Source organism: Spirulina sp. LEGE 11439 (genome assembly GCF_059821285.1).
This window is the reverse complement of record NZ_JCAMRX010000035.1, coordinates 20,049-46,088: the sequence shown is the minus strand read 5'-3', so window position 1 is coordinate 46,088 and position 26,040 is coordinate 20,049. Positions and strand designations below refer to the sequence as shown.

The 26,040-nt window shown below is 43.2% G+C and carries 22 protein-coding genes and 2 tRNA genes; 13 read left to right on the top strand and 11 right to left on the bottom strand.

The genetic code is table 11. The features are described from left to right. The first annotated feature begins 27 nt into the window (after positions 1 to 27). Positions 28 to 567, top strand: coding sequence for a tetratricopeptide repeat protein (locus tag AC6RV6_RS20410; RefSeq protein WP_500242718.1), 540 nt, complete (start codon positions 28 to 30; stop codon positions 565 to 567). Between the two features lie 31 nt (positions 568 to 598). Here the strand turns inward: AC6RV6_RS20410 and AC6RV6_RS20405 are convergent, their stop codons facing one another. Continuing rightward, positions 599 to 1,471: an ArsR/SmtB family transcription factor gene (locus AC6RV6_RS20405; RefSeq protein ID WP_500242717.1), complete on the bottom strand. Its 873-nt coding sequence runs from the start codon at positions 1,469 to 1,471 to the stop codon at positions 599 to 601. 60 nt (positions 1,472 to 1,531) lie between these two features. Further along, on the bottom strand, positions 1,532 to 2,062 hold the full coding sequence (gene def, locus AC6RV6_RS20400; protein ID WP_500242716.1) for a peptide deformylase: 531 nt from the start codon (positions 2,060 to 2,062) through the stop codon (positions 1,532 to 1,534). A 144-nt stretch (positions 2,063 to 2,206) separates the two neighbouring features. Here def and dnaA point away from each other — a divergent pair, with 144 nt between their 5' ends. The 5 genes from dnaA to AC6RV6_RS20375 all read left to right on the top strand — a co-directional run bounded on the left by dnaA (position 2,207) and on the right by AC6RV6_RS20375 (position 6,048). Further along, positions 2,207 to 3,547: a chromosomal replication initiator protein DnaA gene (gene dnaA / locus AC6RV6_RS20395; RefSeq protein WP_500242715.1), complete on the top strand. Its 1,341-nt coding sequence runs from the start codon at positions 2,207 to 2,209 to the stop codon at positions 3,545 to 3,547. A gap of 246 nt (positions 3,548 to 3,793) precedes the next feature. Further along, on the top strand, positions 3,794 to 4,081 hold the full coding sequence (locus AC6RV6_RS20390) for a hypothetical protein (RefSeq protein WP_500242714.1): 288 nt from the start codon (positions 3,794 to 3,796) through the stop codon (positions 4,079 to 4,081). A 168-nt stretch (positions 4,082 to 4,249) separates the two neighbouring features. Continuing rightward, a complete protein-coding gene (locus AC6RV6_RS20385; RefSeq protein ID WP_500242713.1) occupies positions 4,250 to 4,879 on the top strand; it encodes a YqiA/YcfP family alpha/beta fold hydrolase in 630 nt (209 codons plus the stop codon). Positions 4,880 to 4,931: 52 nt separating this feature from the next. Next, positions 4,932 to 5,069 carry a hypothetical protein gene (locus tag AC6RV6_RS20380; protein WP_500242712.1) on the top strand — a complete coding sequence of 46 codons (138 nt, stop codon included), beginning with the start codon at positions 4,932 to 4,934 and terminating at the stop codon, positions 5,067 to 5,069. 13 nt (positions 5,070 to 5,082) lie between these two features. Further along, positions 5,083 to 6,048, top strand: a complete 966-nt coding sequence (locus AC6RV6_RS20375; protein ID WP_500242711.1) for an Npun_F2552 family protein — start codon at positions 5,083 to 5,085, stop codon at positions 6,046 to 6,048. A 75-nt stretch (positions 6,049 to 6,123) separates the two neighbouring features. Here AC6RV6_RS20375 and egtD read toward each other — a convergent pair whose 3' ends face one another. Both egtD and AC6RV6_RS20365 read right to left on the bottom strand, forming a co-directional pair. Beyond that, positions 6,124 to 7,125 carry an L-histidine N(alpha)-methyltransferase gene (gene egtD / locus AC6RV6_RS20370; RefSeq protein WP_500242710.1) on the bottom strand — a complete coding sequence of 334 codons (1,002 nt, stop codon included), beginning with the start codon at positions 7,123 to 7,125 and terminating at the stop codon, positions 6,124 to 6,126. Between the two features lie 156 nt (positions 7,126 to 7,281). Then, on the bottom strand, positions 7,282 to 7,737 hold the full coding sequence (locus AC6RV6_RS20365; protein WP_500242709.1) for a hypothetical protein: 456 nt from the start codon (positions 7,735 to 7,737) through the stop codon (positions 7,282 to 7,284). Between the two features lie 13 nt (positions 7,738 to 7,750). Between AC6RV6_RS20365 and AC6RV6_RS20360 the strand changes: the two genes are divergently transcribed. Then, complete coding sequence (locus tag AC6RV6_RS20360; RefSeq protein WP_500242708.1) at positions 7,751 to 8,872, top strand: DegT/DnrJ/EryC1/StrS family aminotransferase; 1,122 nt, start codon at positions 7,751 to 7,753, stop codon at positions 8,870 to 8,872. Between the two features lie 80 nt (positions 8,873 to 8,952). On the opposite strand, the gene ftsH3 is transcribed toward AC6RV6_RS20360, so the two are convergent. Beyond that, positions 8,953 to 10,812 carry an ATP-dependent zinc metalloprotease FtsH3 gene (gene ftsH3, locus AC6RV6_RS20355; protein ID WP_500242707.1) on the bottom strand — a complete coding sequence of 620 codons (1,860 nt, stop codon included), beginning with the start codon at positions 10,810 to 10,812 and terminating at the stop codon, positions 8,953 to 8,955. A gap of 386 nt (positions 10,813 to 11,198) precedes the next feature. Between ftsH3 and AC6RV6_RS20350 the strand changes: the two genes are divergently transcribed. Both AC6RV6_RS20350 and AC6RV6_RS20345 read left to right on the top strand, forming a co-directional pair. Continuing rightward, complete coding sequence (locus AC6RV6_RS20350; protein ID WP_500242706.1) at positions 11,199 to 12,335, top strand: 5-(carboxyamino)imidazole ribonucleotide synthase; 1,137 nt, start codon at positions 11,199 to 11,201, stop codon at positions 12,333 to 12,335. 63 nt (positions 12,336 to 12,398) lie between these two features. Beyond that, positions 12,399 to 12,479 (top strand) — tRNA-Leu (locus tag AC6RV6_RS20345). A gap of 50 nt (positions 12,480 to 12,529) precedes the next feature. Here the strand turns inward: AC6RV6_RS20345 and AC6RV6_RS20340 are convergent. Both AC6RV6_RS20340 and AC6RV6_RS20335 read right to left on the bottom strand, forming a co-directional pair. Next, positions 12,530 to 13,201, bottom strand: a complete 672-nt coding sequence (locus tag AC6RV6_RS20340) for a CsgG/HfaB family protein (RefSeq protein WP_500242705.1) — start codon at positions 13,199 to 13,201, stop codon at positions 12,530 to 12,532. A 209-nt stretch (positions 13,202 to 13,410) separates the two neighbouring features. Further along, positions 13,411 to 13,482, bottom strand: a tRNA-Asn gene (locus AC6RV6_RS20335). A gap of 165 nt (positions 13,483 to 13,647) precedes the next feature. Here AC6RV6_RS20335 and AC6RV6_RS20330 point away from each other — a divergent pair. Together AC6RV6_RS20330 and map are read left to right on the top strand one after the other, a co-directional pair. After that, positions 13,648 to 14,121: a hypothetical protein gene (locus tag AC6RV6_RS20330; protein WP_500242704.1), complete on the top strand. Its 474-nt coding sequence runs from the start codon at positions 13,648 to 13,650 to the stop codon at positions 14,119 to 14,121. A gap of 88 nt (positions 14,122 to 14,209) precedes the next feature. After that, a complete protein-coding gene (map, locus tag AC6RV6_RS20325) occupies positions 14,210 to 14,980 on the top strand; it encodes a type I methionyl aminopeptidase (RefSeq protein WP_500242703.1) in 771 nt (256 codons plus the stop codon). 232 nt (positions 14,981 to 15,212) lie between these two features. Here the strand turns inward: map and AC6RV6_RS20320 are convergent, their stop codons facing one another. After that, on the bottom strand, positions 15,213 to 17,927 hold the full coding sequence (locus tag AC6RV6_RS20320; protein ID WP_500242702.1) for a DNA methyltransferase: 2,715 nt from the start codon (positions 17,925 to 17,927) through the stop codon (positions 15,213 to 15,215). Between the two features lie 234 nt (positions 17,928 to 18,161). Between AC6RV6_RS20320 and AC6RV6_RS20315 the strand changes: the two genes are divergently transcribed. Together AC6RV6_RS20315 and AC6RV6_RS20310 are read left to right on the top strand one after the other, a co-directional pair. Continuing rightward, positions 18,162 to 18,350 (top strand): DUF4089 domain-containing protein, encoded by a 189-nt coding sequence (locus AC6RV6_RS20315; protein ID WP_500242701.1) that lies wholly within the window; start codon positions 18,162 to 18,164, stop codon positions 18,348 to 18,350. Beyond that, positions 18,347 to 19,726, top strand: a complete 1,380-nt coding sequence (locus AC6RV6_RS20310; RefSeq protein WP_500242700.1) for an AtzE family amidohydrolase — start codon at positions 18,347 to 18,349, stop codon at positions 19,724 to 19,726. The genes AC6RV6_RS20315 and AC6RV6_RS20310 overlap by 4 nt, the downstream gene beginning before the upstream one ends. A gap of 161 nt (positions 19,727 to 19,887) precedes the next feature. Here the strand turns inward: AC6RV6_RS20310 and AC6RV6_RS20305 are convergent, their stop codons facing one another. The 3 genes from AC6RV6_RS20305 to AC6RV6_RS20295 are packed head-to-tail and all read right to left on the bottom strand — an operon-like array spanning position 19,888 to position 25,971. Next, positions 19,888 to 22,626, bottom strand: coding sequence for a protein kinase domain-containing protein (locus AC6RV6_RS20305; RefSeq protein WP_500242699.1), 2,739 nt, complete (start codon positions 22,624 to 22,626; stop codon positions 19,888 to 19,890). 14 nt (positions 22,627 to 22,640) lie between these two features. After that, positions 22,641 to 25,403 carry a protein kinase domain-containing protein gene (locus AC6RV6_RS20300; RefSeq protein WP_500242698.1) on the bottom strand — a complete coding sequence of 921 codons (2,763 nt, stop codon included), beginning with the start codon at positions 25,401 to 25,403 and terminating at the stop codon, positions 22,641 to 22,643. A gap of 31 nt (positions 25,404 to 25,434) precedes the next feature. Further along, the gene (locus AC6RV6_RS20295; protein WP_500242697.1) at positions 25,435 to 25,971 is read right to left on the bottom strand and encodes a GNAT family N-acetyltransferase; all 537 of its coding nucleotides are present in this window, start codon (positions 25,969 to 25,971) and stop codon (positions 25,435 to 25,437) included. Positions 25,972 to 26,040: the final 69 nt, after the last annotated feature.

The window sequence follows — 26,040 nt, the reverse complement described above, 5'->3', positions numbered from 1 at the left end:
TTCAAAAAATGGTCGGCAATCTTAATCATGAACGAACAAAATAATTTAGAGAAAAAAGAAGTATTTCAGCGCAATTATCAAGCTGGCAAGCTCGCATTTGAACGCGGCAAATATAGAGCGAGTGTTACCTATTTAGAAGCTGCTTGCAAATTAGTCAATCGTCCTTCACGTTTAGGGGGAGAGGTGCAAATGTGGTTAGTGACAGCTTATCAAGCAGCGAATGCCAGCGAAGAGGCGATCGCGTTGTGTGAAAAACTTTTACTTCACTCCGATCCCCAAACCAAAAAACAAGCAAAAAATTTACTGTATATTCTCAAAGCACCCCAGCTTCAACGTCCAGAAGAATGGATGACTAATATCCCCGATCTGGTTAATTTAGAGGAAAGTCGCTCATATAATCGTTATGCTGGCGTTAAATCCAAGCCGCAAGTCAATCGCGATCGCTTCATCAATGAGTCTTCCTCTGTCGATCCCCAAGAAATTAATACTCAGGATAACCAATTTATCGGTGTTGCCTTTATTCTCCTCTTATTCATTTTAGGAGGCTTGTTCTTTTGGAGTCATTAAATTAATTAAAATTTCCCGAACTGGCCACAGTTTAGAGAGAAATACCGCCTAAATGCGATCGCAATTGTTCGAGCATTGTTTGAGTATTAAGAGGGAGTTGAGACAATAATCGAGAAGCCACACTTAAAGTTTCTTCCTTTTCTCGCGAGACTTGCCACTCTCGAATTAAACCCAATAAGAGATGTTCTGTATTAATGAGAAGATTTCCTCCTGCGATCGCTTCTTCAAGAGAGAATTCCAAAACTCGTTTTGCCTTGGGAGTTAAGGGTATTTTTTCCCCCGTACCTCGACCTTCACCAATAAATTCTTTAACTGTTTTTCGCGTTTCTCCTAAATCCATCCCCCAAGATTTAAGCAAATATGCGGCTTTTCCGCTTCCTTCTCCCATCAATCCCAATAAAATCTGTTCCGTGCCAATAAAATTATGTTGTAAGCGAGCCGCTTCGTTACGAGCCAGTAATAAAACTTGTAAGGCTTTTCCTCCCAAGCGATCGTAAATTGCCGTATCGACAAGATGTTCGAGATCGTCTTCATCAGGAACATCTAAAAAATGATTTTCATTAATGAATTCATCTTTCATATTGCTGACCTTACTCCAGTCAACAACTCGCCGACGCACGCAACATTCTGCATAAAAAAATGCCAATAAATCTTCTAAAATATCAACATCGATCGCATAGTAGACAAACTTTCCTTCTTGACGCGATCGCACTAATCCTTGTTGTTGCAGTTTGCCTAAATGAGGAGCGAGTTTCCTTTGAGGAATTTTGAGGCGAGCTTGTAATTCTGCTTCCATCATTCCTTGCGGGTGCTTTTTAACCAATAAACTTACAATAGTCAAACGTGCAGTAGAGCCTAAAGCCGCCAGAAGATCTGCATAGCGAGTAATGTTATCTTTTTTCATAAAACTCCATTTTGTTATTGATTATTGGTTGTTAGTTATTGGTACTCAAACAACCAATAATTAACAACCTGCAACAATTTTCTGATATTCTGTCTCAGTAAATCGATCTTCTGAACTTTCGAGGCGATCGATAAAAAGAATACCATTAAGATGATCGAGTTCGTGTTGAAAAATTCGCGCCATGAAATCCGTTAAGATGGTTTTGTGCAGATGGCCGTGGCGATCGCAATATTCCACCTCAATTTCTCGATATCGAGGCACTAATCCGCGCACTCCCGGTACGCTCAAACACCCTTCCCAACCCTTTTCAATGTCTTCGGAATGGTCTAAAATGTGGGGATTGAGCATCGCAGTTGGTTGCATCGTCGGAGCAGAAGGATAGCGATCGCTCGGCCTTGAAGCCACAATAAACAAGCGAGACGAGCAAGCGACTTGAGGTGCAGCAATACCGACCCCATTAGCTGAGGCCGCCGTTGCGATCAGGCGATCGATTAAGATTTGCACGCGAGGATCGGTAACATTTTTGATCGTCTTGGCTCGTTGTCGCAAAATAGAATGACCCAACCGAGCAATATCGAGAATTTCAGACATAATACGGAAAAAAAGCGACTTATCTCCTATTCTAGATTCTCGATCGCCGCGATCGAGTCGCGCAACAAGGACAAAGCAACAGATCTACCCCAAACTAAGATAAGATACAGAACCTCCGTCTCGAGTTTGCCGAAGCGACTCAAAATGCTCATGTCTCCCGATCGCCTGTGGAAAGCTATTTTAAAACGCTTGGAAGCTCAACTGACCCGTCCCACCTTCGAGACGTGGATCTCACCAGCGACCCTGCAAGAGTTGCGCGATCGTACTTTGATTATCCAAGCCCCCAACCCGTTTACGCGCAATTGGTTGCAGAAGCATTATATGGCGATCGTCACAGAAGCGGCGACGGAAATCTTAGGATATCCTGTAGAAATTCAATTCACCGCAGCGCGAGGGGATGATACCATCGGACGGCCGCTATCCCCACCGCGAGAATTCCCCAACTCTCTCCCTAGTGAGGATCGCCATCCCTTATCAACCCCGTTTAATCTCAAATACGTTTTTTCTCGTTTTGTGGTGGGTGCAAATAGTCGTATGGCTCATGCTGCTTCGCTTGCGGTTGCTGAGTCCCCCGGACGAGAATTCAATCCTTTGTTTCTCTGTGGTGGAGTCGGCTTAGGAAAAACCCATCTCATGCAAGCGATCGGGAATTATCGCTTAGAAATCAATCCCGATTCTAAAGTCTTTTACGTTTCCACCGAAAAATTCACGAACGATCTGATTACAGCGATTCGTCAAGATAGCATGCAAAGTTTTCGCGATCGCTATCGAGCAGCAGATGTCTTATTAGTCGATGATATTCAATTTATTGAAGGAACCGAATCCACCCAAGAAGAGTTCTTCTATACATTTAATACCCTACACGGAGCCGGAAAACAAGTGGTTTTGGCCGCCGATCGCTCCCCCGATCGCATCCCTCGTTTACAGGAGCGTTTGTGTTCTCGCTTTTCAATGGGATTGATTGCCGATATCCAGCCGCCGGATTTAGAAACCCGCATGGCAATTTTACAAAAGAAAGGAGAAGACAATAATATTCATCTTCCTCAGAACGTCATCGAATATATTGCGACTCACTACACTTCTAATATTCGAGAATTAGAAGGCGCACTCATTCGCACGATCGCTTATATTTCTATTTCCGGGCTACCCATGACCGTCGAACATATTGCCCCAGTCTTAAATCCAACAACAGAGAAAGTAAAAGCAACCCCCCAAGCAATTTTAGATACCGTATCGGAGACATTCAAAATTTCCATTGACGATCTCAAAAGCAGTTCCCGCCGTCGCGAAATTAGCCAAGCCAGACAAATTGCCATGTATCTGATGCGACAGCATACCGATTTAAGTTTACCGAGAATAGGAGAAGAATTTGGCGGGAAAGACCATACAACAGTCATGTATAGTTGTGACAAAATCGCCCAACAACGCCAGAAAGATAGCCAATTGAATCAAATCCTCATACAGCTTGGCGATTTAATTAAGTAATGGGTGATGGTTAATCTGCAAGCTGTCCCTCTATTCTTGAACTGATAACTGGTGACTGGTGACTGATAACTGTCTCTATGTGTCCTACAACACATTTACCAATGTTTAACAAGATTTCAAATCTTTTTTTAAGATTTAAAACATTTTTCGGATAATTCCGATTTAGGCTTCTAAGGTATAAAAGTAATCCCAAACCAAAGCCAAAATCATACTTTGTCTTTGCATTGCTATCAAGGAGCGTCCGTGATGAGACTACCTCGAAATTGGCTACTATCTATCTCTCTCAGTGCATTTTTTAGTTTTACTGTCCCCATTGTCACTTGTGCGGCAATTTTGGTGGGTTTGTGGGGTTTAAGCTGCATTCCGGCTTGTCAAGCGATCGCGGAAAACAATATCCAACGTGTTTTAGAATTTTTAGCCACTTTTGGCAATGGACACCCCGTCACAGGCAGTTTAACCATTGGCGGTGCATGGGGCTTTGTCGGCGGTTTGTTCGATTTGTGTACCCCCTATCGCTACCAACTGTCCAAATAAAGGAAAACAGAAAGAACACGAGCAATTTCTTTCTGTTCGGCCTTTATCGGTTCTGTTCTTAATTTATCTATACATTTTAATATAATTTGTTAGTATTAATCTTTCTTCAAAAAAAGCAATAAAAAAACTCAATCTTTGCAGTTACTACGTCTTTTTTTTCAAGAGTGAATGGATTATTTCTATCTACACGGTTTTGCCTCGAGTCCGCGATCGCTCAAAGCTCGATATCTACACGATCGCTTTGCAGAAATGGGAATTATTTTGCATATCTTGGAGCTTGATGGAGGAGATTTTTCACATCTTACTTTAACTCGCCAACTCCAAAAAGTTCAAGATACTTTTCCCAAGACAGATACTCCTATTACGGCGATCGGTTCGAGTTTTGGAGGTTTAACCGCCGCATGGTTAGCACAACAACATTCTCGCGTCCAGCGAATTATCTGTCTCGCCCCAGCCTTTAACTTTCTCCATCACTTTTTATCTTTGCTAGGAGAACAAAAACTACAACAATGGCAAGAAACCGGATATTTACCAATATATCACTACGGTAAAAATCGTCGCATTCCTTTACATTACGACTTTTTAGTAGATATGCAACGGTATCCGGACTCGATGTTGCAAGATGTTGTCCCAACACTCATTTTACACGGACTGCACGATGCGACAATTCCCATTCAAACCTCGCGTAATTATCAACAGAAACACCCCCATGTTAAATTAGTTGAATTAGAAAGCGAACATACTTTAGGAAATGTCTTGCCGCAAATTTGGCAAGAAATCCAACAATTCTGCCGGTAAGAGAGGTAGTTTGGTGATATTCTCTCAAAAATGAGAATTGCGAAAAATTATCGTGAAAAATTTTGCTTTGATTAGCGATCGCTGCCCGAGAGAATTTCTTGCATCCATGCAAATCCAAGTTGATTTAAAATCGAGAGAGGCGATCGCGATCGAATTCTTTCAATTTTTTAAAAATTATCGTACTCTATAAATAAAAACTGCTTATGCCTTCTGTCAGCTTAATTCGCGCCGAATCCTACGATCGCCTGCTTCTGCGTCAATCTTTAACCGAACTGCTCGAACCCTTGGGAGGAATTGAAGCCTTTGTTAAGTCTGGCGATCGCGTTCTCCTCAAACCCAATCTCCTGACAGGCAGTCAACCCACGCGGGAATGTGTCACTCGTCCGGAAATCGTTTATTGTCTCGCGCAAATGGTTCGAGAAGCCGGAGGAAAACCTTTTTTAGGAGATAGTCCCGCTTTTGGGAGTGCGAAGGGAGTCGCAAAAAACAACGGCTATCTTCCCTTTGTCGAAGAATTAGATATTCCCATCGTCGAATTTAGCGGGCAACGCTACGCCGTTAACAGTAGTAACTTTAAGCACTTGCGTTTATCCAAAGAAGCCCTTGATGCCGATGTTGTCATTAACTTGCCCAAAGTCAAATCGCATATTCAACTGACCATGACCCTTGGTGTCAAAAACCTATTTGGTTGCGTGCCGGGAAAAATGAAAGCATGGTGGCATCTCGAAGCAGGAAAAGATGCCAGTCGCTTTGCAGAAATGCTTGTAGAAACTGCTCGCGGGATCGCGCCAAATCTGACGATTATTGACGGAATTATGGCTCATCAAGGCAATGGTCCGAGTGGCGGAGATCCTCGTTTCTTGGGACTTCTCGGCGCATCGGCGGATGTTTTTGCCCTCGATTTGGCTTTATTGGATCTTTTAAACGTCGAGCCAGCTCTAGTCCCGACGGTAGTTGCGGCTCGGAGTTTGGGAGTCTGTCCGGAATTCTCTCAAATTCACTTCCCCAAACAGTCTCCTGTCAATTTGCAAGTGAAAGATTGGAAACTTCCTGAAGCTCTTATGCCAATTGATTTCGGGTTACCGCGTATTTTTCGTTCCACCTTTAAACACTTTTATATCCGTTTTATCCAAGAACCAATGGCCGCCTATAGCGATCGCAAAGAATAGGCAAAATTGATGTGATTGAGGGCAAATTGCCGCTTCTAACCAGAAGAAAAGTCCCCCAGAATCGGGGGATTTAGATTATTTTTGGCATAAAATGACCCCAAACCATTCTCGATCGTCCGTCTGCGCTTGTAATACTGATAATCCTAAACTCTGCAAATTTTGCTCGAGGGTTGGGAGGGCAAATTTACGAGAGATTTCTGTCAGAATGCTTTCGCCTTGCTGAAATTCTACGGTTAAATTTAACGATTCTAAACTCACGGAATGCGATCGCAAACAATCTAAATACATCTCGATCTGGCATTTTTCTTCGTTATAAATAGCGCGATGGGCAAAATGATTGAGGTCGAAATTTCCCTGAAAACGCCAATTGAGGTGAGCGAGTATATTGAGATTAAAAGCTGCCGTTACACCTCGATCGTCATTGTAGGCAGATTCGAGAATGGCTTTCTGTTTTTGTAAATCGATGCCGAGAAGGAAATAATCTCCCGATTGTAGAGTGCTAACCAAGTGAGACAAAAAGCGATCGCTTTCTGGCGGCGAAAAATTTCCCAAGGTACTGCCTAAAAATAACAGCATTCTTGCACCCAAAGCAGAAGGCGCAAGCTGTTCGAGTGCCTGCTCGTAAGTTCCCACCAAACCGCGAATTTTCAAAGCAGAATAATCCAACAATAATTGTTTGGCACTTTCGGTTAATATTTCGCCGCTAACATCAATAGGGACATAAGATAAAGAAGAGTATAGCTTTTGGTAGGCATTGAACAAAAAACGGGTTTTTGTAGAACTACCACTCCCTAATTCGACCAATTCACAATGACCTGTTTTGCGAGCGATTTCTAAAGCATATTCTTTTAAAATACCTGCTTCTGTACGAGTGGGATAATATTCAGGTAAATCGCAAATTTCCTCGAACAAAAGAGAACCTTTTTCATCGTAGAAATAGCGCGGCGGTAGCATTTTAAATGGATATTGCAAACCTTGGCAAATATCTTGCCCGTTGTCGATTGCGTTTTCGGCTGCAACTTGTTCGAGACAGCGAATATACAGAGAATCACAGGAAATTGAGTTGGCAATCGTCATTTCAGTAAACAGTGAACAATGAATAGAGTGTAGTGCAGTATTCTTCTTTTTCTCGTATTGAAAAGAAGAAGTCTCTATCTTCAAGTTATCCTTTCGGAGAGCGTGAGAATTTTCCAGTCATTTTGCACGATACTGCAATCCGGTTTTCCTGACAAGCTAGTTCTCCAAGTTTGTCCCATACCCACTTCTGATAACACTAAAAGAATATTCTAAGATGTCATTAGATTGTCGGATGGCTTCTTCTTCATTGGCAACAACAACAACCGTGCAGAATCCAGAGGTATCGATATACCAGTAAAACCAACCCTCAAGCATCGCAAAATCACACTCCTTCACATCGATTTGAAAGCCTTCATAGGTTTTAGTCAGTAATAGGGAAGTTGGGCGGCGATCGCGTTCGGGAGGTGCGATCGCGGCGATCGCTGAGAAGGAGAAAAATATTCCCAGAAGGCAAAAGAGAGGAAAGAAGCGAGAGAACACCGGATAGCGTTCTGTGCCGTTTTTTGAGGGGAATTGACGCATCTTAGATAAGGGAGTGACATTTGCAAATAAGAATAGAGTAAAAAGGAAATAAGGAATTTGCAATTCAGCAATCTCTTGTCCTTTATCCACTCATTATTTAATTATGACAGTTCCCTTTGTTGACCTGACTCTTCAACATCAACCCCTAGAAGCCAAAATTCAAGAAGCCCTCATGACTGTGGTTCGACAAGGGGATTTTATTCTGGGAAAAGCCGTGACTGAGTTTGAAAATACTTTTGCGGCGGCTTCAAGGGTTCAGTATGGCATAGGGGTCAGTTCCGGAACAGAAGCGATCGCTCTCGGTTTGCACGCCTGCGGAATTGGGGAAGGAGATGAGGTTCTCGTTCCAGCGAATACGTTTATTGCGACGGTTATTGGTGTCTTGCGAAGCGGTGCAAAACCGGTTCTGGTAGACTGCGATCGCGCGACGGCACTCATCGATCTTGAAGTGGCAGCTAAAGCGATTACGCCTCGGACAAAAGCAATTCTTCCGGTTCATCTCTACGGACAGATGGTCTCTCCTTCTCGGCTACAAGACTTTGCTAAAACTTATAATCTCCTTATTTTTGAAGATGCTGCCCAAGCTCACTTAGCAGAACGAGAAGGAATGAAAGCGGGGAGTATTGGTGCCGCCGCCGCTTATAGTTTTTACCCGAGTAAAAATTTAGGCGCGTTGGGAAATGGGGGGATCGTTCTCACGAATGAGGAAGCGATCGCGAAAAAAGTCCGTTCTTATCGCAACTATGGAGCCTCAAAAAAATACGTCCACGAGGAACTCGGGACGAATAGCCGCCTTGATACCTTACAAGCGGCGGTACTCAACCTCAAACTCCCCCATCTCGAAGGCTGGAATCGCGATCGCAATCGTGCGGCCCAAAGTTACGATAAGGCGATCGCGGCATTGAATTCAACGGGCATCGTGCCAATGCAAAATCAAAGCGGGACGGGACATATCTATCATCTTTACGTGATTCGCGTTCTTTCTGCCTCAACCCTCAGCCGCGAGAAAATTCAAGAAAAACTCGGCGATCGCGGCATTCAAACGGGCATTCATTATCCGATTCCCTGCCATTTGCAACCCGCTTACAAGTTTTTGGGCTATCGAGAGGGAGATTTCCCCCAATCTGAATTATTATGTCAAGAAATCCTTTCCCTGCCCATGTATCCGGGTTTAACCGAGGAAAATATCGCGATCGTAGTTTCGGCTTTGCAAGAAATGTTTTAGCGATGTTTAATTAAAAATATAAGAGGGTGCGTTCAATTGAACGCACCCTAAAGATTTTCAGGTTTCAGAAGGAATGACAATTAGGCAAATGCAGCCATTTTGACTTCATTGACATTCAAGAGTTCTTGTAATTCTTCGGCATCAACGGTTTCTTTTTCGACTAACATTTCGGCAAGGCGATCGAGAATGCTGCGGTTTTCCGTGAGAACTTGCTTGGCGCGATCGTAAGCCACATCCACCAACTGGCGGACTTCATCATCGATAAGGGCGGCGGTTTCGTTAGAGAAGTCGCGATCGGCAGCAATTTCCCGACCGAGGAAGACATTCCCATTTTGACGACCCAAAGCCACCGGACCGAGAACGTTGCTCATGCCGAAACGGGTGATCATCTGGCGAGCCACTCGCGCCACCTGTTGCAGGTCATTAGAAGCTCCTGTGGTGACTTCTTCTTCCCCAAAGATGATTTCTTCTGCGATGCGACCCCCCAAAGCAACTGCCATTTGATTTTGCAGGTAAGAACGAGAGTATAAGCCCGAGTCCATGCGTTCTTCGCTGGGGGTGAACCAGGTTAACCCGCCCGCGCGACCTCGAGGGATAATACTGATTTTCTGTACGGGATCGTAGTCCGGCATCAATGCACCGACTAAAGCGTGACCGGCTTCGTGATAAGCCACGAGTTGCTTGCGTTTCTCGCTCATCACGCGGTCTTTTTTCTCCGGACCCGCTAAAACGCGATCGATCGCATCGTTGACTTCATCCATCGAAATTTCCGTCAGGTTGCGCCGCGCGGCTAAAATTGCGGCTTCGTTTAACAGGTTGGAGAGGTCGGCACCGGTAAAACCGGGGGTGCGGCGAGCGATTTTGTCGAGATCCACATCTTTCGAGAGGGTTTTGCCTCGGGCGTGAACTTGCAGGATTTCCCGACGGCCGGCATAGTCCGGGCGATCGACCACAACTTGGCGATCGAAGCGACCGGGACGCAACAAGGCCGCATCGAGAACGTCTGGGCGGTTGGTGGCGGCAATAATGATAATGCCTGTATTGCCTTCAAACCCGTCCATTTCTGTGAGTAACTGGTTTAAGGTTTGTTCCCGTTCGTCGTTACCGCCACCTAAACCCGCGCCGCGACTGCGACCGACGGCATCAATTTCATCGATGAAGACGATACAAGGGGCGTTGGCTTTGGCTTGTTCAAAGAGGTCGCGTACCCGAGAAGCACCCACCCCGACAAACATTTCCACGAATTCAGAGCCGGAAATACTGAAGAAGGGAACGCCTGCTTCTCCGGCAACGGCTTTGGCAAGGAGGGTTTTACCGGTTCCCGGAGGTCCGACCAAAAGAACGCCTTTGGGGATTTTTGCTCCAATTGCCGTGAAGCGATCGGCGTTTTTGAGGAAGTCTACAACCTCGGCCAGTTCGAGTTTGGCTTGTTCGATGCCGGCGACATCGCCAAAAGTGACTTGGGTTTGGGGTTCCATTTGCACTCGTGCCTTGGATTTCCCGAAATTCATGGCTTGGGAACCTGGACCGCTAGAGGCGCGACGTAACAAGAAAAATAAACCGATTAATAGTAAAGCAGGGACGAAGAGACTGCTGAGAATGCGAAACCAGAAACTGTCATCTTTGGGAGGTTGAACAGCAATATCAACGTTGTGTTCCGTTAAAATTTGAATCAGTTGGGGATCGTTGGGCAGATTGACGATCGCTTGAGCACCATTGGGATCTGAGGGATCGGTGACAATGGCTTGGGTGCGATCGGCGCTGAGTTTAATGCGATCGATGCGATCGCCTTGGACAGCTTGAATGAGTTGGCTATATTTCCAAGTTGTGCGATTTTCCCCCGGACTCTCTAAGAAGGCAGAACCCAAGGCGAGGACGACGATCACCAAAAGAACGTACAGTCCTGCATTGCGCCATTTTTTATTTTTGTTGTTGCTCACGCGGTGGAACTCCTATCGTAACGATGTAATGGTGGGTATGAATTGCGGGCTTCCCAAGCTGTCGGCAGCAAACAGACGTTCTCGGGCAGATTTATTATTTTGTGTTTCTCATGTCACTATATTAACTAATGTTAACCTTTCTCAGACAGTTTTGCGGTAGATTGGCGATCGCGACTCGTCATTTCAATGAACAATGAACAATGAAACCGAGAGTTTGGGAATAAGGAGACTTGAGACCTTAATTATTTTGTCACGACCATGAGAAAAAGCGATCGCTCTTGACAAAATACCCTTTACCCAAAATGTTTCTGAAGAATAGACCGGCATCCTCCTTGCAAAACGCCCTCAATCCGAGATAATCAAAGAGAAGATCGGGGAATGAAGCAATGAAGAAAGTTGGTGTAATCGGTGGAGGACAACTGGCGTGGATGATGGCTAAAGCTGCAAAAACTCGCAATCTCGAACTGATCGTCCAAACCCCCAGCCCCGAAGATCCTGCCGCCAAAGTTACGACTCATCCTATTTTAGGCGCGATCGCCGATGCACGAGTCACGCAAAAACTCGCCCATTGTTGCGACGTTATTACGTTTGAAAATGAATTTGTCAATCTAGAAGACCTGAAAATTCTTGCCGGACAAGGGGTTTGCTTTCGTCCCAGTTTGGCATCCTTAGAACCCTTATTAGACAAAGCCGATCAGCGCCAATACTTACAAAAGCTGGGCTTGCCCGTCCCTCGCTTTCAAGTCATTGATAAAGATGCCGCGATCGCTTCAAAATATGGTTTTCCCGTTGTTCTCAAAGCGAGAAGACACGGTTACGATGGGCGCGGTACGTTTATCCTTAACAATCAAAACGAGCTAGAAACTCTCTGGGAGCGCTTAGAACGCCCTTCGATGCTCATTGAGGAGTTTATCCCCTTCACCTGCGAACTCGCGGTGATGGCAGCAAGGGGAGTCCGTGGGGAAGTGGTCGTGTATCCCATCGTGGAAACCGAACAAGAGAACCAAGTCTGTCGTCGCGTTTTTGCCCCAGCAAATCTTTCCCCCGAAGTCAATGCAGAGGTGCAGCGTATTGCCACAATCCTCCTCGATCGCCTGCAAGTTGTGGGCATTTTCGGGATCGAACTCTTCCTCACCCGAGAAAACCGCGTCCTCGTTAACGAAATTGCCCCTCGTACTCACAATTCCGGCCACTTTACCTTAGATGCTTGCGATGTCTCGCAGTTCGCCATGCAGCTTGAAGCGGTGACGGGAATGCCGTTAACATCGCCGAAAATGACCTGTAATGCTGCCGTGATGGTCAATTTATTGGGCTGGGAAAATTCGCAATCCGATTATCTCGACAAACGGAAACAATTGGCCGAGATTTCTCGTGCTTTCGTTCATTGGTATGGAAAAGCCGAATCTCGTATCGGGCGCAAATTAGGTCACGTGACTGTATTGTTGGAGGAAGAAGACAACAGAAGCGCGATCGCTCAGCAAATTGAGTCGATTTGGTACGAGCGATCGGCAGCAGAAGCATGAGAGGTGAATTAATATTCCCCTTTTTGAGCAAAATTTGTTAGGATGGTAAACGGCAAAATTACTGCGGACGTGGCGGAATTGGTAGACGCGCTAGATTTAGGTTCTAGTGTCTTTGACGTGAGAGTTCGAGTCTCTCCGTCCGCACTTCTCTTCACAAAAAGCCCTCAAAAATTGGCGATTTGAGAGCTTTTAATTTATAGTCTTCGTTTGGCTTTCACAATATCTTCTGCAAGTTCCTCAACCGCCGCTTCTACGGCTTCCGCGAGAAGATCGTCATCGGCACCTTGGCTGGAGCCGCTAATACCGCTCACGCTACCGCTTGCCTTACTAGCGCTTACTTGTTCTTCAACTTCTGTGGTCGCTAAAATGCTGCCATCTTCAGGATTGATAATTCGCACGGTAATTTCTACCGTGGCCACGGTTTCCTCGTTGCAAACTCGGGCCACGATCGCTCCTACGCAAATTCTTTCCTCGTCAATATCAAAACGAGTCACCGTCCCATCGATCACCCCATCGATTCCTTTGGCATGAGCTGCCGCCAAAGCCTCACGGAGATCCACAGAATACCACCAGCGATCGCTCTCACCAATTTGGCTGCTATCGACGAGGGAATAAGTTCCATCATTAACCAATTCATTAATCAAACGCTCGCTGATGCCTCGAGCGGCACCAACTCCGCGATAAGAAGAATACCAACGAGACGAACTCGCCGCGTCAAACTCGAGTACGACAATTTTCAGTTTTTCACTTTGAGCAACGGCAGGAGAATCAAAACCGGGAGCAAATTGAGGGGACAGAAAACCACCTGTTAGTAGGGCCGCCCCAATTGTCATCGGAATTAAGCGCAAATGTTTTAATACTTTCATCGGAATTATTCTAATTGGCAATCATGCTTTTTGTTTCGGCATTTGCGAAGAAACAAAGAACATGACATTTTTATAACACTTAAAATTTGTATTAATCTATAGTGTTGCAAAATTGATAACTAATAAGCGATCGCTCAGCCCAACAAAATTTGCAGGAAAAAATAAAATTTGCTAGTTCCAATGTACTAATTTTAGTTGATTCATTTAAACTCCCCAGGTAAGATTCGAACTTACGACCAATCGGTTAACAGCCGACCGCTCTACCACTGAGCTACTGAGGATTACTTTGCATTTGCAGCAACGGTTTCCTATTATAGACACTCTCAACTCAATTTGGCAAGTCCCCCCGGAAATTTTTTTTCAATTACAAATTCTTGATGAGGATTTCCTGATTATTACAAGGGTTCGAGCTACTGTAGAATCAGTGCCGCCACCGTTACAACCTCATGCTCGCCTATCACCGCAAACCCGTATGCCTGTCTTTGATCTCTGTCGATCTGCCCTTGCAATCTACCTTTGAAACCTCTGCAACCCTCTATCGCAAAGATGTCGAACGATTTCATCTCCTATTAAAACAGCCGGCTTTTCCCGATCGCATCTCGACTTCAACGGCTTTCACCGATAATCATGATGGCCTCTTATGGTTGGAGTTATCCACCCATCGCGTCATTATGACCATGCAAGGGCAAGGGAAACTCGGCTATCGTCATTTTTGGGAAAAAGATCGCGATGGGATGAGCCGCTATTGGTTGCACGATGAAACCTTCGATCGCAAGGGATCTTTACAGTTGAGAAATTTTACCCATCAGTTGCACTTATCCGGTGACGACTTGCCCGATCGCTTGCGTCTCGAATACCAACTCTACTCGGGTAAATTGCAATTGGGGCAGTATATTTTAAGTTTGGATATTCAGCATTGATTCTCGAAAAGCGATCGCGCAATAAAAATGAGAAAATACAATAAAAATAAATTGAACCGAGAAAATAGTACCAAATCGAACAAAGTCAATGGGTAACGAACAGATTACATTACTATCGCGTAGAGAACTCGAAGGCATGAGACTGGCGGGACGAGTGGCCGCCGAACTGCTCGACCATCTGGGTAAAATGGTCAAACCGGGAATTAGTACCCTAGAACTCAATGAGGAAGCGGAACGATGGACGCAAAAACGCGGGCTGAAAAATGCACCTTTGGGATATGGTAGCCCTCCTTTTCCCAAATCGATCTGTACCAGTGTCAATGAGGTGATTTGTCACGGCATTCCCAACGCCAAACATATCCTAAAGGATGGAGATATTATCAATATTGATGTCACCCCCATTGTTGAAGGCTATCACGGCGATACTTCTCGCACTTTTTTTGTGGGAACACCTTCCCCGACGGCTAAAAAGTTAGTGGAAGTAACGGAAGAATGTTTGTCTCGCGGTATTGCGGCGGTGAAACCGGGGGCTAGAATTGGCGATATTGGGGCGGCAATTCAAGAATATGCTGAAGGACAAGGGTTTTCTGTGGTGCGAGATTTTGTCGGTCACGGGGTCAACCGTGTTTTTCACGCTCCGCCACAAATTCCTCATTATGGCACCCACGGTAAAGGGAAACGCCTGCGATCGGGGATGGTTTTTACGATTGAGCCGATGATTAATGAAGGGACGTGGAAGCACGATTTATTGTCAGATGGCTGGACGGCATTAACGAAAGATCGCAAACTTTCCGCTCAATTCGAGCATACGATCGCCGTGACTGCTGACGGGGTAGAAATTTTGACCAAGCGAGAGTAAACCCACGGGATGACAAGGTGTGCGATCGCGTTGATTTGGCAGAATGTATAGTCATTCCAAATAAGGATGAGACGACTATTTGACTAGAATCCCAGAATTTCAAGGTTCTGATGTCTCAGTCTAAATCGAAATTACTATATCTCTCAATGATGTCAGGTCTGGATGATATTACGCGATCGCTTTTTGAGGGTGTGAGGGAATGAATGCGATCGCAAAGAAAACAATGCTATCGTTACTCAGATTTTTGCGTATGAGGATCCCAAGGACCGATAACTGTTTCATTGTTATTTTCTTTGGCTGCAAGTTTGTGGTTTAGATGCAGGAGTTTTTCAAGAATGTCATCTTCAGAGGTGAATTGATAGGCTTTCATGACAAGGCGATCGAGGTACTGGTGGAGTTGGTAAAGTTGGCTGGATGGTTCGTGAAAAAAGGCGTTATAAAGTTGGGTAATTCCCCATTGTTTGCGCTCCATTTGTTCATTACGGTATTCATGCAAGTCTAAAGCAGTTTGACGAATTTTCTGTGAGATTTTGAAAGTTGGTGTTTGAGGAAAAGGGAAGGGTTCAAAACAGGTTGTATTGGTGTAACGAGTATCGCCTTTAAGAGTTGAACTTTGTGCTTTTACCCAGAGACGATGAACTTGAGATGTAAGAAGACCAAGAATATAGAAATCATCTGAAGCAATAACCATATTTGCTTCACAAGGAAGAATTGAAATATCAACAGGAATAAATATAAATAATTTGGAAACTTTAGGAACAGCAAAATATAGTTTGAGTTTTGTTAAGGCTTTTCTCATTGATGGCCTAGGTCTTTCAAATAGCCACCAATTTTCTTTTAATTTTTGATTCTTTTTCTTCTCTCGTTCTATCTTGACAGTATTTCTAACTCTTTCTAAGGGTTCTCGATAAGTTGACGCTTCTTCTATGGACATTCGGTAAAAATCAATCACCCATTCTGATTTCAAAAATGGATTGATTAGATTTTGACCATCAACCATTGGTTTAAGTATATTTCTATTTCTTGGTTCTTTTTTAATCCATTGATTTGCTGTATTTTCAGAAACAATAAAACCCTTTCCAATGAGTTTACAAGACTCAAAAGAATAGTTTTTATTGGCTCTGATTGTTTGGGATGATATGAGGGAAATTTCTTGTTTTAATGATGTTGAAATAAATTTAACAGGAAGACGATCTAAAAAGATCTGTTTCTCTTGTTGTTTAGACCAGTTAACAATACTAACATGAACATTCGCTTCTCCAGACCATTTTTGAGTTGAAATTGCTTCATGAATAACACCACCATTCTTAACAATATATTCCAGACTTGCTAAACGCCCTGAAACTTGAGAAATAGAATTAGTTCCCACTAAACCTGCTCGTCCTGTTTTGTTAAGATAATCGTGAGCTTGTCTGAACCAAAATACACAAAAATCGGGTTGCCCTTTGACATCAGAAAACTTATTATAGATTCTCTCAACATATTTATTTTCAAGCTCGCTGCGTAACTTTTTCCCCCCTAAAAATGGCGGATTGCCAATAATTGCATCCGCATACGGCCATTCTGAAAACAAAGCATCATGACAAACAATATTCTTATCTAAAGTATCTAACGGTAATGTTGATTCAATCAAACCCAAGCGATCGACTGCGACCTTTCTAGCTATCATTAAAGTCACTCTTGCCAACTCCACTGCAAATGGATTAATATCCATGCCAAAAAACTGCAACGGCGTAATAATTCCGATTTGTTGTTGTTGTTTTAAAGTTTTTGATTTGCGCCGAGATGATATTTTTTCTAATAATAATTGCTCGATTCGTTTCAATTCCTGATAAGCCACATAGAGAAAATTACCCGAACCACAAGCTGGGTCTAAAACTCGATAGTTTCTTAATTCTATAACTAAGCGATCTAACTCTTTTATTGTATTAGCTGCCTCGATTTTTTCCTCCCAAAAACCACTAATCGTCGGACGAACGATCGCCATAATATCTGCTTCCGAAGTAAAATGAATTCCTCTCGCATGCCGTTCTTTTTTGTTTGCTGTTCCTTCAAAAATATTGCCAAAAATTGCCGGACGAATCTTGCTCCAATCTTGCCTCGCTGCCACATCTAAAATCTCTAATTCTTGCGTTGTTAAAGCGATCGCATGGATCGTTGTAAACAAACCTCCATTAAAATAATCCGTTCCCTGATATCGTCCCGCAGAAGTCATTCCCTGCGTATTCATTTCTTGAAATAAACCCCCTAAAATATCGTAAGAACTTTCCCCTTGCAAACAATCCTGAATGCAAGCCACAAATAAATCTTTGGGCAAAAGTCCTCGATCTTCTGCAAACATTGCTAAAACGCATTGTAAAATAAACCGTTGTGCTGTCAAGCGATCGAATTCTCCAGACTTTTCTCCTCTGTTGTAAAGAATGCGAAATAACTCTCCCATACGTCGTCCCGCAATTTCCGTTACTTCAACTTGATTGTTGCGGAAAACAGAAGACTGTTGATGCAATTCCATAAAACCAAATGCCCGCGATCGCGCCACCAATTGCTCTAGTGGTACAATATCCATTGGTTCATCTAATTGCTGATTGAAATCATAAATCCAAAATTCGTCAAAATTACAGAGAATAACATAGCGTGGGCGATCGGGAACTAATCTCGTCCAATATTCAAAGGCTTGAGGATAATGTTTATTCAAGTTTTCGCCGCGACTTTTCATTTCAATTAAAACTCGAGGTTTCCAAACTAAATCTGCAAATCCCATATTCCCTTTTTTGCTCCCTTTTTTGATTACTTTTTCGTAAACTGCCCCGGCTTCTAATGCTCCTTCATGACCAAAAGCACGAAAAAAGCGATCCAAGAAAATTTGTGCTTCTTGTTTTTCCTTTCCGGTAATATTATCTTGACAAAAGAGAACAAATTTTTCTAAAGTTTCAGGTGTTGAAAACATGAATCAGAATTAAATTAGATAAAGATAGAGATAACAAAATTGTTGCTAATCATAACAGATTTACAAGAGTGCTGGCTTCGCAAATCCAGACCGGCGATCGCATCAATGGTCGCGCAGATCCGATCCAGCTTTGAATAACCGGAGTTTTGATACATCTGTCAGCAATCTTGATAAGTGCGATCGCATTTGAAGAATTTCAGTTAAAGTTAAACTGGTATTCTTTTTGTTAGACAAATGCCTCGAGAGACTATCGATTGGGTTCAATATACCAAGCAAGCCACGCAGTTACTAGACTTGCCTCTTGCTCCAGAAAATTTACCTGAAGTTGTTGCCAATTGGGAAAGTATTGTTGCGATCGCCCAATTGGTGTCAGAATTTCCCTTACCTGACGAAATCGAAGCCGTAACTGTTTTTGAACCATGATTCCGGATCTAAAGACTGCGGATGCTCTCTCTCTCGCCAAAGCAATTCGAGGCAGGATGGTGACGGCAGAAAGTGTAACTCGGGAAATTTTACAGGAGATCGATCGCCGCGATCGCGACCTCAATTGTTTTACAACTCTACTGGCAGAACGCGCGATCGCGGATGCTCGAGGGATCGATGGCGAAATCGAGAAAGGACGCAATGTCGGTCTTTTGGCGGGGGTTCCCTTGGCGGTGAAAAATCTCTACGATATTGCCGGAGTCGTCACCTTAGCCGGAGCCAAAATTAATGCCGAGCGCTCTCCGGCTTTAGAAGATGCAATGGCGATCTCTCGACTCAAACAGGCAGGATGCGTGTTAGTGGGGGCATTGAACATGGATGAGTATGCCTATGGGTTTACCACAGAAAATGCTCACTACGGTACAACGCGCAACCCTCACGATCGCGATCGGGTGGCAGGCGGCTCTTCGGGAGGTTCGGCGGCGGCGGTGGCGGGGGGACTCGTCCCTCTTGCCCTCGGATCCGATACCAATGGCTCCGTCAGAATACCCGCAGCATTTTGCGGCATTTATGGCTTTAAACCCACCTATGGGCGCGTATCGCGATCGGGGATGACATTATTGGCCAGCAGTTTGGATCATGTGGGCGTTTTTGCCCGTTCCGTACGAGATATTACCGCAACTTTTGATTTTTTGCAGGGAGAAGACCGTCGCGATCCGGTCTGTACTCGTCATCCTCCCGAGCCTTCTCTCTCGCAAATTAATGGGGGCATTGGAGAGCTGCGAATTGCTGTCGCAGATGGATATTTTGCGGAGGGAGGAGAACCAGCAGTTTTTGCAGCCGTGGCGGAAGTTGCCAATATCTTAAAAGTGAGAGGAAAAGTAACGATCCCCGAGGCGCATCGAGCGCGGGCGGCAGCTTATCTTATTACCGCTTCAGAAGGGGCAAATCTACATTTACCGGAGTTGCGATCGCGCCCCCAAGATTTTGACCCCGCGACTCGCGATCGCTTTTTGGCTGGAGCGCTGATCCCTTCCCAGTGGTACATTCAAGCTCAGCGCTTTCGCCGTTGGTATCGCGATCGGGTTCGGGATATTTTCCGCCACGTCGATATTATTCTCGCTCCGACAACTCCTTGCGTTGCTCCTGCGATCGGTCAAAAAACCATCACCATTACTGGGGAAAAAATGCTGGTGCGTCCCAATATGGGGCGTTTTACTCAACCTCTTTCTTTTATCGGCTTGCCTATCTTGTCTGTTCCGATACATCTCCCCAATACACTGCCGTTAGGAGTGCAAATTATTGCGGCTCCTTTTAATGAGTCTTTGGTATTGCGAGTGGCTTCAGTTTTGGAGCGTCATTTCAAGGAACAATGAACAATTATCAGTTCCGACCGCTCAACAGGGAGGCTTGAAATACGGAAGTTTTTGTGTTTTCCCTTTGGGTAGTCCTAAACAGATTTTAAATATTATATCCTTACATCTGGCGGACTACCCGTGTTTTGACAAAAACAAGATTTTTTCTGATTAGGATTTATTTAGTTTTTTACTTTCATAATGGCAAAATGCTCTAATAATAGGCGATGGATAAAAATATAGCCTCCACCTACTTTCTGTATAAAAATTAATTGAGTTGCATAATCCAAAAAACGGGCATAATTCCAAGGAATAGAGCGATCGAAATATAAAATAATTCGCAGGGTAAAATGTTGCAAGCAAGCAATTCCTGCTGGAGAAGCCATACCAAAAACTAGCCCAAAAATTGCGCCAAATAGCAAAGGCAAACCGACTAAACTGGCAAGAGGTGATAAAGCGATAATGCCAATTAAAGCAAAAAATGCCATATTTTTTACAGATTGCCAGATTCCTTGATTGGGAATAGTTCGCTGTTGAATTCCTCCTCCTGTTAATCCGCGCAATAAAATAAATATAACACCGCTTCCCAAACCACTGATCCCATAAAGACAACCTTCTAATAAGTATCGATTCCAACCTAAAAACCACCCGAAACAAAGATAAGCAAATACAGAGACGATCGCCACGATAATTCCGATTCGCATCCCCGGTAAAAGTGCTGCTTTGGCTTTCGCGGATGACCATTTTACCATCTCCACGGGTTCAATTTTTGCGATCGCAAATCCGAAAACGAGACCGACAATGATTCCTCCACATAATCCTAAAATTAATCCGGCAATAATCCCATTATGAATTCCTCGGGTCATAGTCAAATTTCCTCCAGCAAAAACACCAGAAATCAATCCACCTAATAGTCCGACTCCTAACGCATAAGTCCAGTGTTTTCGTTTGGTTTCTAACCAAGTCGGTTGTATTCTTTCAATTAAAAATACGGTTTGGGATTCTTTAACCATTTGTTTGGCCAGATAAATCAACCATCGCTTCGCTTTGTGTTTGGGATAAACTTGTTCGGAAAAACGGCGAGCGAACATTTTTTCAATATAGGTATTAAAAAGATTACTGCGGAGTTGGGTTGAATTTTGACGAGGTAAATCTTGAATATTCATGCCGCGATAAGCGAGAGTCATAATACTTAACATTAAAGGCGATCGCGCGAGTTCTTGTAAAGATTCATCAGTATTTAAAGCTTGATGAATAGCAGTAAGCCCCGAGCCGATCGCGCTCAAATACAAGCGAATTTGTTCTAATGTTAGTGGTTGTAAATAAATTGCAGCTTGAAAGCATAAACGAGAAGAAAGTCTTTCATAATCTTTAAGACGGCTACAAACAACCAGTTCAGTTTGTCCGTTATTTTGGCAAAATTGATTTAAGGCTTGTACGCAATGTTGCTGTTTATTGGGACTGACTTCATCTAAGCCATCAAATAGTAATAAAAGTTGCTGATCTTGCACCCAAACTTTTCCTAATTCGGGGGAAACTTGATATTTTCGATGTAATTCTTGAATCAACCAATCTTGTATTAATTGTTGTTCTCCTAACCATGAAGAAAGATTAAAAATAACAGGTAAAGGTTGCCTTAAATCAGCTTTTATGCGTATTATTAGATCGCGAGCGAGTTCGAGAAGTGTAGTTGTTTTCCCCGAACCCGGTTCACCTAAAATAAGGAGAGTCCTACCGATTCCCAATTCATCAAATTTATTAATGATTGGCATTTTTGAAGAGAGATTTTCACGATCGCACTCAGAGTTTTCCCAAACTATTCCCCAAGGTTTTGCGATCGCTTCGGGATGTTCTTCTATTCCTAATTCTAGCAACACTCGACCGTGTAAGGAGTTTTCTAAAACACCTTTAATCCAATAATTCTTAACTTTATTGAGTAAAATTTTACGGTTGCGATACTCTTCTCGGGAGAGGATTCTAGCTGGAGGAAGTTCTGGGGGAGTTGGCGTGCGATCGCTAGATTGAAGAGGAATATCAATCTCGGGTTTGGCAATAATTAAAGGTTGCGTGGTGGCATTTGTCGAACTGGTATTGCGATCGTGAAATAATCGTTCTAAATTTTGTAACGCAAAGGTGGCATTCTGATAGCGCTGGCGATAATCATAGCGTGTCATTTTACTCAAAAAAGTAATAAAAGCATCGCTAATCGGAATAGGAGTTTGTAAGAGATTGCAGTTTAATTCATCATTGCGATCGCGAGGAATTTCTGTCGCGTGCAACCCGCTTAATGCTTGCATGGCAATGAGTCCTACTGCGTAAAGATCGCTACTAAAATGAGGTTTTGCTGCCTGTTGTTCGCTGGGCATATAAAGAGGAGAACCAATAACAATGGTATAACTAGTTTTGCCGGCAATGGATGTGACCTGACTGACTTCTTTAACGGCACCAAAATCGATTAAAATAATACTACGATCGCTAGCTCTGCAAATGAGATTTGCAGGTTTTATATCTCGGTGAATAGTGTTGCGATCGTGAACAAATGCCAAGACTTTTAAAATATTTTTGACTAATGCGATCGCTTTTTCTTCAGTCCAAGGTTTTCCCAAAATAAGTTCTCGATCTAATGTTGCACCTTGAATATATTCTTGCACTAAATAAAACTCATTATTTTCCTCAAAATGTGCCAATAACCGAGGGATTTGAGGATGATCGCCTAATTGGTAGAGTGTTTCAGCTTCGCGATCGAAGAGTTGTTTGGCAATTTGCAAACTACTGGAATCGTGAAACTTAGGTTGGAGTTTTTTCACCACACAGAGGGGGTTTCCGGGTAAATGAGCATCTTTAGCGAGGAAAGTTTGACCGAATCCTCCTCCTCCTAAATGCTGCACTACTCGATAGCGATTGGCTAAGATCGTTTCCATTGTCACCCTTAATGTTATTTGATTTCAGCAAAGTATTCTAATAATAACCGATGAATAAAAATATAACCTCCTCCTACTTTTTGTAATAAAATCAATTGCGTTGCACGATCGAGAAAGCGTGCATAATTCCACGGAATGCGATCGTCAAAATAAAGAATTGTTCGCAAAATCAAATGCTTGATACAGGCTTCTCCACCTCCGGCGGCTAAACCAAAGACTAGACCAAAACAGCCCCAAAATATAATTGACCAACTGATTAGATCGGCAGCTATTGCAAAAACAAGAAAGCCAATTGAACCAAAAAGTAATGAGCTTTTTGCAGATTGCCAGATTCCTTGATTGGGAATAGTAATGGTTTCAATTCCAGGACTTTTAAACCCGCGAACAATGCCAAACATGATACCAATACTAATCCCAAAAACTAAACCTCGTAATGATATATTATGATTGGCTTCCAACCAAGTTGGATTCAGGATTTTCCAGTGTAAGGGATTGGTTAAGGCTTCGTATAAAATACGCAGCGTTGTTCCTAAAATTGCACCTAGAATTGTGCCTGTTATGAGATTTTTGCGACCGCGTTTCCACGACCATTTTAAGGCTTCAATAGGTTGAACTTGATAAATCCCAAAAATTGACCAAGATAATCCCGCACCAACTAACAATGTGACGATTAATTTATCAGGAGGCAGGAAAACATTAAGAAACAAACCTGCAATCAAAAAATATGTTATAATTAAACTCATAACGTAAATAATACGATGCCGCTTCTTTTGTAACCAATTGGGTTGTATTCTTTCGAGTAAAAAAACAGTTTGAGAATTTTTTGTCATTTGCTTTGCCAATTGGCTCAGCCATTTTTTTACTTGCTGCTTTGAATAGCGATCGCTATTTCCGCGACGATTAAACATGCGTTCGATATAAGCCTGAAATAAATGCTTTCTCTGTTCTTCAATCGTTCTTTGAGGAGCATCTTCAAGAGGAATATCTTGATAAGTTAATGTCATAATACTTAACATCAGAGGAGACCGTGCCAATTCTTGTAATGTTTCATCATGTTTTAGGGCTGTTTTTAACGGCGAGAAACTTTCTCCCATTGTTTGTAAATAGTCTTGAATTTGATTTTGAGTTAAAGGTTGCAAGGAAATTGCAGCTTGAAAGTATAATTTTGAGGATAGATTTTCATAATCTTGAATGCGGCTACAGACAATCGTTTCAGTTTGCCCAAATTCTGTACAGAATTGATTGAGAGATTCAATACAAGATTGACGTTTTTCAATGCTAACTTCATCCAAACCATCGAGAAGAAGTAAGAGTTTTTGTTGTTCGAGCCATTGTTTGCTAATTCCTTTAGCAACTTGATATTTTGTATTGAGTTCTTCAATAGCCCATTGCGAGATCGATCGCTTGCGATCGCCCCAAGAAGACAGATTCAAAACAACTGGAATAGGGAGAGAAATATCTTGATTGGCTCGAGTAATTAAATCTCTTGCTAATTCCAATAAAGTTGTGGTTTTTCCCGAACCGGGTTCGCCTAAAATCAATAAAGTTCTACCAGCACCCAATTCGTCAAATTTATGAATAAGACGAATTCCTGAAGCAAGAAATTGACGTGGAGTATCGCTACTTTCCCAAATTAGCCCCCAAGGACGCTCGACAGCATCGAGGCGTTCTTCTAATCCTAATTCAATTAATGCTTTCCCATGCAGCGAAGTTTCTAAAACTCCTTTAATCCAATAATTAGTAACTTTATTCAGTAAAATATGTCGATTGCGTGATTCTTCTCGAGAGAGAGTTGGTTGGCTGAAAAGATCCTGATATTCTGGAGGAAGTGAAGTGGGAAGTTCGTCTATTTTTTGAGGAGTAAATTCAGTTTGTTCGTCTTGTACGATCGCATCCGATCCGATCGCTTTCGATATTGTTATTCCGATCGAAGTTGCTTCTATTTGAGATTGCTCTTGTTCTAAGCTAAGATTTAGTTGTTTTAGGGCTTGTAAGGCTTCGGTTGCGTTAGTATAGCGCTGTCGGTAATCAGATCGCACCATGCGATCGAGAAAGTCGGCAAATTCTGGACTGAGGGAAGGAGAAAAATTGAAAAAATGGGTGTGAATTTCTCCGGTTTTATCATAGGGAAATTGAAGAGGAGATAAGCGGCTTAAGGCTTGAAAAGCAAGAATGCCAATCGCATAAATATCGCTGCTAAATTGAGGCTTAAACGATTGTTGTTCGAGGGGCATATAACCGGGAGTTCCGATCGCAACAGTCAGATCGCTATCTCCTTGGGAACGCACTTGTTTTACTGCACCAAAGTCAATAAGAACGATTTCGCGATCGCGTTTTCTACGAATAATATTAGCAGGCTTAATATCCCGATGAATCACGCGAGATTGATGCACGAAAGCCAGCACTCGCAATAAATCTCGAATTAAGGTTATCACAACATTTTCAGTCCAAAGATGACCATTTTTTAATTCTTGTGCAAGGGTTTCTCCTTCGATATATTCTTGAACTAAATAAAATTTTCCTTTTTGCTCAAAATGTGCCAGCAAACGAGGGATCTGAGGATGTTCTCCGAGTTTGTAGAGGGTTTCAGCTTCGCGATCGAAAAAGTGTTTTGCTATCTCCAAACCTGCTTCATTGTCTAAGTTAGGCTTGAGAAGTTTGACAACACAAAAAGGATGTTGGGGTAAATGAATATCTTTTGCTAAAAAAGTTTGTCCAAATGTGCCTCGTCCCCAACTTTGAATAATTTGGTAGCGACCTGTTAAAATTTCATCCATAAATAAAATAGTTATCAGTTGCCATCACTGTTCACTGTTTAAGGATGGCATAAAGGCAGACATCTTCAAAAATGTCCCATTTTCGCATGCGATCGCGTAGCAATCCTTCTTGACGCATTCCCAGTTTTTGCAAAACTCGCCCAGAAGCCGGATTTCGTGCCATATGATACGCGTAGATGCGATGGAGGCGTACAACCTCAAATCCATAGGCGATCGTGATTTTGGCGGCTTCAGTGGCATATCCCCGACCCCAAAATTCTACCCCAATCCAGTAGCCGAGTTCCCCTTGCAGATGTTCTAATTCAATATCTCGCAGTCCGATCGCGCCGATTATTTGTTGGATTTCTTTACATTCGATGGCGCAATGAATGGCTTTTCCGTCCGTAAAGTCTATGGGGTGACTGGCAATCCATTCTTGGGCTTGGGATAAGCTGTAGGGATGAGGAATAGAGATGGTCGTATCGGCAATTTCTCGCTTTCCAGCAAGGTTTTTGATGCGAGGGGCATCTGCTAAAGTAAAAGGACGCAGGAGTAAGCGATCGCTTTCTAGAGTAGGTTGTTCTCGCATCAGTCTCGATGAATTCAATAATAATAAGAATTTTATATAATAAGCGATCGGGATGATGGAGAGAGCGCG

Excerpts from the sequence above, each read along its gene's own strand:
- map (WP_500242703.1), top strand. The coding sequence starts at position 14,210 with ATGGGTAACGAACAGATTACATTACTATCGCGTAGAGAACTCGAAGGC.
- dnaA (WP_500242715.1), top strand. The coding sequence starts at position 2,207 with ATGCTCATGTCTCCCGATCGCCTGTGGAAAGCTATTTTAAAACGCTTG.
- AC6RV6_RS20410 (WP_500242718.1), top strand. The coding sequence starts at position 28 with ATGAACGAACAAAATAATTTAGAGAAAAAAGAAGTATTTCAGCGCAAT.
- AC6RV6_RS20320 (WP_500242702.1), bottom strand. The coding sequence starts at position 17,927 with ATGTTTTCAACACCTGAAACTTTAGAAAAATTTGTTCTCTTTTGTCAA.
- def (WP_500242716.1), bottom strand. The coding sequence starts at position 2,062 with ATGTCTGAAATTCTCGATATTGCTCGGTTGGGTCATTCTATTTTGCGA.
- AC6RV6_RS20405 (WP_500242717.1), bottom strand. The coding sequence starts at position 1,471 with ATGAAAAAAGATAACATTACTCGCTATGCAGATCTTCTGGCGGCTTTA.
- AC6RV6_RS20350 (WP_500242706.1), top strand. The coding sequence starts at position 11,199 with ATGAAGAAAGTTGGTGTAATCGGTGGAGGACAACTGGCGTGGATGATG.
- AC6RV6_RS20340 (WP_500242705.1), bottom strand. The coding sequence starts at position 13,201 with ATGAAAGTATTAAAACATTTGCGCTTAATTCCGATGACAATTGGGGCG.
- egtD (WP_500242710.1), bottom strand. The coding sequence starts at position 7,125 with ATGACGATTGCCAACTCAATTTCCTGTGATTCTCTGTATATTCGCTGT.
- AC6RV6_RS20315 (WP_500242701.1), top strand. The coding sequence starts at position 18,162 with ATGCCTCGAGAGACTATCGATTGGGTTCAATATACCAAGCAAGCCACG.
- AC6RV6_RS20310 (WP_500242700.1), top strand. The coding sequence starts at position 18,347 with ATGATTCCGGATCTAAAGACTGCGGATGCTCTCTCTCTCGCCAAAGCA.
- AC6RV6_RS20360 (WP_500242708.1), top strand. The coding sequence starts at position 7,751 with ATGACAGTTCCCTTTGTTGACCTGACTCTTCAACATCAACCCCTAGAA.
- AC6RV6_RS20385 (WP_500242713.1), top strand. The coding sequence starts at position 4,250 with ATGGATTATTTCTATCTACACGGTTTTGCCTCGAGTCCGCGATCGCTC.
- AC6RV6_RS20305 (WP_500242699.1), bottom strand. The coding sequence starts at position 22,626 with ATGGAAACGATCTTAGCCAATCGCTATCGAGTAGTGCAGCATTTAGGA.
- AC6RV6_RS20295 (WP_500242697.1), bottom strand. The coding sequence starts at position 25,971 with ATGCGAGAACAACCTACTCTAGAAAGCGATCGCTTACTCCTGCGTCCT.
- AC6RV6_RS20390 (WP_500242714.1), top strand. The coding sequence starts at position 3,794 with ATGAGACTACCTCGAAATTGGCTACTATCTATCTCTCTCAGTGCATTT.
- AC6RV6_RS20300 (WP_500242698.1), bottom strand. The coding sequence starts at position 25,403 with ATGGATGAAATTTTAACAGGTCGCTACCAAATTATTCAAAGTTGGGGA.
- AC6RV6_RS20375 (WP_500242711.1), top strand. The coding sequence starts at position 5,083 with ATGCCTTCTGTCAGCTTAATTCGCGCCGAATCCTACGATCGCCTGCTT.
- AC6RV6_RS20330 (WP_500242704.1), top strand. The coding sequence starts at position 13,648 with ATGCTCGCCTATCACCGCAAACCCGTATGCCTGTCTTTGATCTCTGTC.